This window comes from Pseudomonas sp. RGM 3321 (assembly GCF_022836805.1).
Classification (GTDB): domain Bacteria; phylum Pseudomonadota; class Gammaproteobacteria; order Pseudomonadales; family Pseudomonadaceae; genus Aquipseudomonas.
This window is the reverse complement of sequence record NZ_JALHBH010000100.1, coordinates 102,818-112,456: the sequence shown is the minus strand read 5'-3', so window position 1 is coordinate 112,456 and position 9,639 is coordinate 102,818. Positions and strand designations below refer to the sequence as shown.

Here is a 9,639-nt window from a genome sequence, read left to right as displayed (position 1 = left end):
ATCCCGAACTCAGTAGTGAAACGATGTATCGCCGATGGTAGTGTGGGGTTTCCCCATGTGAGAGTAGGTCATCGTCAAGATTAAATTCCAGAAACCCTCATCGCTTACGCGTTGAGGGTTTTTGTTTTTCTGGGGTTCCACAAACCTCTGCATTCTCCTGAACTCATAACCCCACCTCTCCGACAGTCATTCAGACCAACATGCTTATGGCAATCCAGCGCGCTTGCCCTTATGGTTCGGCATCAGGTTCTACGCACCGGTCAAGGAAGCAAGCATGTCCGTTACAACCTCTCTGAGTGCAGGTTTCATGGTGGTCCAAGGCAACCGCCCGGATGAACTGCGCAGCCTGGTTGTGTCGTGGATGCGACGTTATCCATTGGCCCCCCTGGAAAACGAGATTGCGCTGGTCCAGAGCAACGGCATTGCGCAGTGGTTGAAACTGGCGTTGGCCGAGGATGCTCAGGATGAAGATAGCGGTGGCTGTGGCATTGCCGCAGCCATAGACGTCCAATTGCCCGGTAGTTTCATGTGGACGCTGTACCGCATGGTTCTCGGAAGCGATGAAATCCCCTCGACCTCCTTGCTCGACAAGACCCCGCTGACCTGGCGCTTGATGCGCTTGCTCCCCGAACTTATCAATCAGCCGCACTTTGAGCCCCTGCAGCGTTTCCTGACCGACGACACTGATCTACGCAAGCGCTATCAATTGTCCGAGCGCCTGTCAGATCTGTTCGATCAATATCAGGTTTACCGCGCCGACTGGCTGGAGGACTGGGCCGCTGGCCGCCATCAATTGCGCGATGGCCGAGGTCAGGCCAGACCACTGTCAGCCGCCAATTGCTGGCAAGCCGAACTGTGGCGCGCGCTGCTGGATGATGTCGGTGCCGAAGGTATGTCGCAGAGTCGAGCGGGTGTGCATCAGCGCTTCATCGAGCGCATCGGCAACATGACCGAAGCGCCCCCGGGTTTGCCGGCACGCGTCATCGTTTTTGGCATTTCCTCGTTGCCCGCACAAGCGCTTGAGGCGTTGGCGGGTCTGGCGAAGTTCAGCCAGGTTCTGCTCTGCGTTCACAACCCGTGCCGCCATCACTGGGCTGATATCGTCGCCGACAAAGACCTGCTGCGTCACCAGTACAAACGCCAGGCGCGCAAGACCGGAATGCCGATGGTCCTCGACCCGCAAGCGCTGCATCAGCATGCTCACCCGTTGCTCGCGGCCTGGGGCAAGCAGGGACGTGATTACATCAACCTGCTGGACAGCCATGACGACCCACGCAGCTACCGCTCCTCGTTCAAGGACGAGCGCATTGATCTGTTCAGTGAAGCGGAGCCCACAACACTACTGAACCAGTTGCAGGACGATATTCTCGAGCTGCGCCCGCTGGATGAAACCCGTGAGCTCTGGCCGGCAGTCGATCCGCTGGAAGATCGCTCGGTCCGTTTCCATGTTGCGCACAGTGCGCAGCGCGAAGTGGAAGTGCTGCACGACCAGCTATTGGCACGATTCAGCAAAGACCCTGGCCTGCGCCCGCGTGACGTGATTGTCATGGTCCCGGATATCGACAGCTACGCCCCCCACATACGAGCGGTATTCGGGCAAATCGAACGCGAAGATCGTCGCTTCATTCCCTTTACGCTGGCCGACCAGGGGCAACGTGGTCGCGAACCCTTGCTGATTGCCGTTGAACACCTCCTTAAACTCCCGGACAGCCGCTTCCCGGTCAGCGAAATCCTTGACCTGCTCGACGTTCCTGCCTTGCGCGCGCGCTTCAGGGTTCAGGAGCGCGATCTGCCAACGCTGCACCGCTGGATAGAGGGTGCCGGCATTCGCTGGGGCCTCAACGCACAGCAGCGTGCAGGTCTGGGGTTGCCGGATGCGCTGGAGCAGAACAGCTGGCATTTCGGCCTGCGTCGCATGCTGCTGGGTTACGCCGTGGGGGCAGGTGAGGCTTACGACGGCATCGAGCCTTACGATGAGATTGGCGGACTTGATGCCGCTTTGATCGGCCCACTGGTAGCGCTGATTGACGCGCTTCAGGTGGCCCATACGGAATTATCGACACCCGCAACTCCGTTCGCGTGGGGAACGCGTCTGCAATCGCTGTTGCAGTTGTTCTTCCTCGCCGACAGCGAACACGATGACTACCTGCTCGCTCAACTTGAAACACTGCGCGAAAGCTGGCTGGAAACCTGTGACGCGGTAGGGCTGACCGATGAGCTGCCGTTGACCGTTGTGCGTGAGGCCTGGCTGGCCGGGCTTGATCAGGGGCGTCTGTCGCAACGCTTTCTGGCAGGCTCGGTCAACTTCTGCACGCTGATGCCCATGCGTGCCATTCCGTTCAAAGTGGTCTGCCTGTTGGGCATGAACGACGGCGATTACCCACGCGCACAACCGCCGCTGGATTTCGACCTGATGGGCAGCGATTACCGCCCCGGCGACCGTTCCCGGCGTGAAGACGATCGCTACCTGTTGCTGGAAGCGCTGCTCTCGGCCAGGGACCAGCTCTATATCAGCTGGGTTGGCCACAGCATTCGTGACAACAGCGAGCGTCCTGCATCGGTGCTGATTGGCCAATTGCGCGATCACCTGGCCAGTGGCTGGAAGCTGGCTGGCGAGACCGACCCTGACGGCAAGCAGGACGATGGTGAGCGCTTACTGAACGCGCTGACTGTGGATCACCCGCTGCAGCCTTTCAGTGCCAATTACTTCCATGCAGGCACTGGGTATTTCAGCTTCGCCCGCGAGTGGCGCCTGCTGCATGAAACCGACCTTCAGGTGCCCGTACCTCAAGCACTTTCCCCCCATGAGCAGGAAGAACCGCTGTCCATTGCACAGTTACAGGATTTCCTGAGAAACCCGGTGAAGCATTTCTTCAGCCAGCGCCTGAAGATCTATTTTGAAGTCGCCGAAGCGCCGCTCGCCGATGAGGAACCGTTCGTGCTCGATGCGCTTGAGCGTTACGGCCTCAGTGAAAGCCTGCTCAGCGCAGCGATGGCTTCCTCTGACGATATGGATGCCGCTCTGAAAGCCCAGGCACTGAAACTGCAAGCCAGTGGCCTGCTGCCGCTCGCGGGATTTGGCACGTTGATGCAGGGCGAACTGATCGAGCCGTTGCCAGACGTTCTCAAGCGTTACCACGATCTGTTGACCCTCTGGCCCGAAACGTTGAGCAGCGCATTACCGATCAGTTTCAGCCATGGCAGTGTGAGTATCGATGGCTGGCTTGGCGGACTGCACCGTAACGCTGTTGGTGAGCTGTTGCTGGTCACGGCGATTCCCAACAGCATCGGCTCGAAAAAGACTCGCAAATGGCACCGGCTGATTCGACCGTGGGTCAACCACTTGGTGGCCTGCGCCTGCGAGTTGCCGTTGCACACGGCACTGGTGGCCAGTGACGAAACCCTCATGCTCGATCCGTTGGACAAGGACGCGGCCATAACCACCCTGAATCACTTGCTGATGGCCTGGCTACGCGGCATGCAAGAGCCTTTGCCAGTCGCCGTCAAAACTGCATTTGCCTGGCTGGGCCAGCCCGCCGACAAAGCCGAAGCGGCAGCCCGTAAAGCCTACGAGGGTGACGGGCAGACCACTGATGGCGAGCGCCGCGAAAGCACCGCGCTGGCCCGACAGTTTCCAGACTTTGACGCGCTGGTCGACAGTGAAGAGTTTGCAGGCTGGTGCGAGACGCTCTACAAACCGGTTTACGATGCAGCCTGGCAGTCGCTGTCTGGCGGGGAGGGTGGCGCATGAACGAACAATCCCTTCCTCTGGCACTGCGCTTTCCACTACGCGGCAGTCAGCTGATCGAGGCCAGCGCCGGGACCGGCAAGACCTTCACCATCTCCGCCCTGTACTTGCGTCTGGTACTTGGGCACGGCACCGAACAGTCAGGCTTTGGTCGTGAATTGCTGCCGCCGCAGATCCTTGTGGTGACCTTCACCGACGCCGCTACCAAGGAGCTGCGTGACAGGATTCGTACCCGGCTGGCGGAAGCAGCACGGTTCTTTCGTGACGAGATTGCTGCACCTGACGGTTTGATTGCCGAGCTGCGCGAGCAGTTCGAGGCCGAGCAGTGGCCTGCCTGTGCCAGCCGTCTGGACATCGCCGCACAGTGGATGGACGAAGCCGCCGTCTCGACCATTCACAGCTGGTGCCAGCGCATGTTGCGCGAACACGCATTCGACAGCGGCAGCCTGTTCACCCAGACCCTGGAAACCGACCACAGCGATTTGCTCGGTGAAGTGCTGCGCGACTACTGGCGCCGCTTCTGCTACCCCATGAGCGGCGACGCGTTGACCTGGGTGCGGGAAAACCTGAGCGGTCCGGCGGCGTTGTTGCCGCGTGTGCGAGGTTTGTTTGGTCGTGATCGCAGCCCGCTCACTCAAGAGCCCACCGAACTGATCGAGGCGTCGTTGCAGGAGCGTCGAGAAGTGCTTGCTGCCCTGAAAGCGCCTTGGACCGCCTGGGCTGAAGAGCTGTATGCGCTTTGTCAGGACGCCGTTGCCCGCAAAGTAGTCGATGGCCGCAAGATGCAGGAGCGCTACTTCAAACCCTGGTTTGAAAAGCTTGCCGCGTGGGCTGCTGACGACACACAGGAAGCGCTGGACCTGGGTACCGGTTTCACGCGCCTGACCCCGGACGGTGTTGCCGAAGCCTGGAAAAGTGATCCGCCTTCACATCCGGCTTTCGAGGCCATGGCACAGTTGAAAGCTGCGCTGGACAGTTTGCCCAAGCCGGATGCCGCGGTATTGCAGCATGCGGCGCAGTGGGTAAGTGCCCGCTTTGAAGAAGAGAAGCGGCGCCGTGCCGAGATGGGTTTTGACGACATGTTGCTCAGGCTCGATGCCGCCCTGCACAGCGCTGGCGGCGAACGTCTGGCCACCCTGATTCGTGAGCAGTTTCCGGTGGCGTTGATCGATGAGTTTCAGGATACCGACCCGGTGCAGTACCGGATCTTCGACAGCATCTATCACCTTGAAGGTAATGACGAGCAGACCGGGCTGTTCCTGATCGGCGACCCCAAGCAGGCGATCTATGCGTTTCGCGGTGCCGATATCTACACCTACCTGCGCGCCCGGCAGGCCACCGACGGCCGTTGGCACACGCTGGACACCAACTACCGCTCCAGCCATGCAATGGTCGCGTCGGTCAACCATGTCTTCACGCGCGCAGAGCAACGTCCGCAAGGTCGCGGAGCGTTCCTGTTTCGTGATGATCAAGGCAATCAGGTGCCGTTCTCCGATGCGCTGGCCCAGGGTCGTAAAGAGGTCCTGGAAGTCGACGGCGCGCCACTGACTGCACTGACGGTCTGGCATCTGGAAAGCGAACAGCCGGTGTCTGGGGTCATTTATCGCCAACAATTGGCGGCCAGTTGCGCCAGCGAGATCGTGCGTCTGCTCAACGCCGGTCAACAGGGCCGTGCCGGTTTCGCCGTGCTTGATAAACCGCTGCGCGGGCTGCGTCCGGCCGACATTGCGATTCTGGTCCGCGACGGCAAGGAAGCGCAGGCGGTGCGTCAGCAACTCACCGCGCGTGGCGTGCGCAGCGTTTATCTGTCGGACAAGGACTCAGTGTTCGCCGCTCAGGAAGCCCACGACCTGCTGTCCTGGCTCAAAGCCTGTGCCGAGCCCGATTCCGAACGTACGCTGCGTGCCGCGCTGGCGTGTATCACGCTGGACCTGCCGCTGGCCGAGCTGGAGCGTCTGAATCAGGACGAACTGGCTTGGGAACGGCGCGTCATGCAGTTCCGTGGCTATCGTGCCGTATGGCGCAGCCAGGGCGTGCTGCCAATGCTGCGCCGCCTGCTGCACGACTTCGCCCTGCCGCAGACATTGATGACGCGCACCGACGGTGAGCGAGTACTGACCAACCTGTTGCACTTGTCTGAACTGCTGCAGCAGGCCGCCGCCGAACTGGACGGCGAACAGGCGCTGATTCGGCATCTGGGCGACCACCTGGCGCTGTCCGGTCAGGCTGGCGAAGAACAGATCCTGCGTCTGGAAAGCGACGAGCAACTGGTCAAGGTTGTGACCATCCACAAGTCCAAGGGACTGCAATATCCGCTGGTGTTCCTGCCATTCATTTGCTCCTCGAAACCCGTGGACGGCAGTCGCCTGCCACTGCAGTTTCATGACGCCGACGGCAAGTCGCAGATCAGCCTGCAGCCCACCGAAGCGCTGATTCAGCAAGCCGATGACGAACGTCTGGCCGAAGACCTGCGCTTGCTCTACGTGGCTCTGACCCGTTCCGAACACGCTTGCTGGCTGGGCGTTGCCGACCTCAAACGCGGCAATGCCAGCAACTCGATGCTGCACCGTTCTGCGTTGGGTTATTTGCTGGGTGGCGGTTTAGCGCTGGCCGAATCGGCAGAGCTGAAAGTCTGGCTGCGTGATCTCGCGCAAGGCTGCGATGCGATTGCCTTGCAGCCTGTTCCCGAGCCCACTGACGAACGCTTCAGCGCGCCGCGCAACGAAGCCGCGCTGGTCAAACTGCTGGTGCCCAAACGTCGCGCTGCCGAGAACTGGTGGATCGCCTCCTACAGCGCCCTGCGTATCGGCGACACTGTAACCGCTGGTGCCGATGAATCGCCTGACAGCCCGCAGGCACAGAAGCTGTTCGACGATGAGCGCCTGGACCCCGAAGCCCCGCGTGACATTTTGACCAGCGGCGGCGATATCCATCGCTTTCCGCGTGGCCCCAATCCCGGCACCTTTCTGCACGGGCTGCTCGAGTGGGCAGGCAACGAAGGTTTTGCGATGACCGCGCACGCGCCGGACAAACTGCAGGACGCCGTTGCCCGGCGCTGCAATCGGCGCGGTTGGGCGGGCTGGATCAATACCCTGAGCGATTGGCTGCAGCACATGCTGAACATGCCGTTGCGTCTGTCGCCGGATGCCACACCGGTCGCCCTGGGTGAGCTGGACCAGCCCAATCAGTACCGCATAGAAATGGAATTCTGGTTCGCCAGCAACAACGTCAATGTGGCGCAGATGGATGCCCTGGTGCGCCGCTTCACCCACAACAACGCGCCGCGTGCTGCGACCGAGACGGTCTCGCTCAACGGCATGTTCAAAGGCTTTATCGACCTGACGTTCGAACACGAAGGCCGTTATTACGTGGCTGACTACAAGTCCAACTGGCTGGGCATCGACGACACTGCCTACACCGAACTGGCGATGGAAGCGGCCATTCTCGACAACCGTTATGACCTGCAATACGTCCTGTACTTGCTGGCGTTGCATCGTCAGCTCAAGGCACGGATGGCCGACTATGATTACGACCAGCACATGGGCGGCGCGCTGTATCTGTTCCTGCGCGGCAGCCGCTCGGCCTCTCAGGGTGCGTATTTCGTCCGCCCGCCACGCGAACTTATCGAGAGCCTGGACCTTTTGTTTCAGGGCAAACCGTTAGCGCATGACCTGTCGGGAGCATTGGCATGAGCCGCTCGTTTGACGATCTGTTGCCCACCGCGCTGGACGACATCAGCCTCGCTGAATTGAGTCCGCTGACGCGCGTCGGCGATCTGTTGATCCTGCTGGAGCGCTGGGTCGAGCGCGGCTGGTTGCGTGCGCTGGACAAAGCATTTGTCGCGTTTCTCAGCGACCTCGATCCGCAGGCCGATCCGCTGGTGCTGGTCGCTGCGGCGCTGACCAGTCATCAACTCGGCCATGGCCATGTTTGCCTTGATCTGTACGAAACCCTGAAAGAACCGGACTTCGCCCTGTCATTGCCACCCGAGGGCGATCAGCAAGGCGGGACAATGCTGCTGCCCTCGCAACTGCTGGCAGCACTGGATGGCGCCGCCTGGTGCCAGGCGCTTGCAGACAGCATGCTGGTTGCCGAGGTGGGCGATTCAAGTGTCGAGGCGCTGCAAAAACCATTGGTGCTTGCCGAGCGACGTTTATACCTGCGCCGCTACTGGACCTATGAACGGCGTATCGCCGCAGCCTTGCGTCAGCGCCTGGCGCAGAGCGAAGCGCCACCGGAGGATCTCCCGCAGCGCCTGAATGCCCTGTTCGGGCCTGCGAACTCAGCGCCTCAAGCCATTATCGACTGGCAGAAACTTGCCTGCGCGCTGGCGACCCGCAAGGGCTTCAGCATCATTACCGGCGGCCCCGGCACCGGCAAGACCACAACCGTGGTGCGCTTGCTGGCGTTATTGCAGGCCCCGGCGGTGCAGAGCGGCCAACCGCTGCGCATCCGTCTGGCGGCACCTACCGGCAAGGCGGCTGCCCGACTGACCGAGTCCATCAGCCAGCAGGTGCAGAGCCTGGACGTCAGCGACGACGTACGGCAGAAAATCCCCAGCGAAGTCACCACCGTCCACCGACTGCTGGGCAGCCGCCCCGGTACCCGGCACTTCCGTCACCATGCGGGCAACTTGCTGCCGCTGGATGTGCTGGTGGTTGATGAAGCATCCATGATCGACCTGGAAATGATGGCCAATCTGCTCGACGCATTACCGCCGCATGCACGCATGGTGCTGCTCGGCGACAAGGACCAGTTGGCCTCCGTTGAGGCGGGTGCCGTGCTGGGCGATTTGTGTCGCGACGCTGAAGAAGGTTTTTACAGTGCTGAAACTCAGGCCTGGCTTGAAGCTGTCAGCGGCGAAGACCTCAGCAAAGGCGCCTTGCGCCAAGGCGATGCGCAGCACCATCCGTTGGCACAACAAGTGGTGATGTTGCGCCACTCGCGTCGTTTTGGCCAAGGCAGCGGTATCGGCCAGTTGGCCCGACTGGTCAACCAGCAGCAGGACCAACAGGCCCGCGCGCTGCTTGCGGCTGGCAGTCACGACGACCTGTTCGCCCTGACGTTGAAGGGCGAGCAGGACCTCAAGTTCGAACGCCTGGTCCTCGACGGGCTTGGCAGAGGCGAGCAAGGCCCGCAGGGTTACCGCCATTACCTCAACGTACTCGCCGCCGGGCGTCCCGCCGATGATTCGGCACTCGACGACCAGTGCTGGACGCGATGGGCGCGCTTGGTACTCAGCGCCTTCGACGCCTTTCAACTGCTGTGCGCCGTGCGCAAAGGCTCGTGGGGCGTGGAAGGCTTGAACCAGCGCATCACTCACGCGCTGTTCAACGCGAAGCTGATCGAAAGCGAACAGCAATGGTACGAAGGCCGCCCGGTGCTGATGACCCACAACGACTACGGCCTGGGCCTGATGAACGGCGACATCGGCATCACCTTGCGCCTGCCCGAGCGCGACGGCGACGGCAAGCAAGTGCTACGTGTCGCGTTCCCGCGCAACGACGGCAGCGATGGCGTGCGCTTCGTCCTGCCCAGCCGCCTCAATGAGGTAGAAACCGTGTACGCCATGACTGTACACAAATCCCAGGGTTCGGAATTCGCCCACACCGCCCTGATCCTGCCCGAAGCGCTCAACCCGGTACTGACCAAAGAACTCATCTACACCGGCATCACCCGCGCCAAACACTGGTTCAGCCTGATCGAACCCCGCCAGGGCATCTTCGAAGAAGCCCTGCGCCGCAAGGTCAAACGCCTGAGTGGGCTGATGTTGGGGCTTTGATTGCGTTCAGGCTCTGAGCCTGATCTTTACTGAGCAGCGTAGATCCGAAGTAGACCGTCATGGGCCACAATCCATATGCCTGGCGACTAGGCTAGAGTTCCGTTGAACA

Annotated in this window: 3 protein-coding genes; all 3 read left to right on the top strand. The window is 61.1% G+C overall.

Annotated features, from left to right (window positions below):
* Positions 1 to 274 precede the first annotated feature (274 nt).
* From recC to recD, 3 genes are read left to right on the top strand one after another with little or no spacing between them, the layout of a single operon-like run.
* Complete coding sequence (gene recC / locus RGM3321_RS08440) at positions 275 to 3,751, top strand: exodeoxyribonuclease V subunit gamma (RefSeq protein ID WP_244392562.1); 3,477 nt, start codon at positions 275 to 277, stop codon at positions 3,749 to 3,751.
* Positions 3,748 to 7,440 (top strand): exodeoxyribonuclease V subunit beta, encoded by a 3,693-nt coding sequence (gene recB / locus RGM3321_RS08435; RefSeq protein ID WP_244392560.1) that lies wholly within the window; start codon positions 3,748 to 3,750, stop codon positions 7,438 to 7,440. Before recC ends, recB begins: the two co-directional genes overlap by 4 nt.
* A complete protein-coding gene (recD, locus tag RGM3321_RS08430) occupies positions 7,437 to 9,530 on the top strand; it encodes an exodeoxyribonuclease V subunit alpha (RefSeq protein ID WP_244392558.1) in 2,094 nt (697 codons plus the stop codon). Before recB ends, recD begins: the two co-directional genes overlap by 4 nt.
* Positions 9,531 to 9,639: the final 109 nt, after the last annotated feature.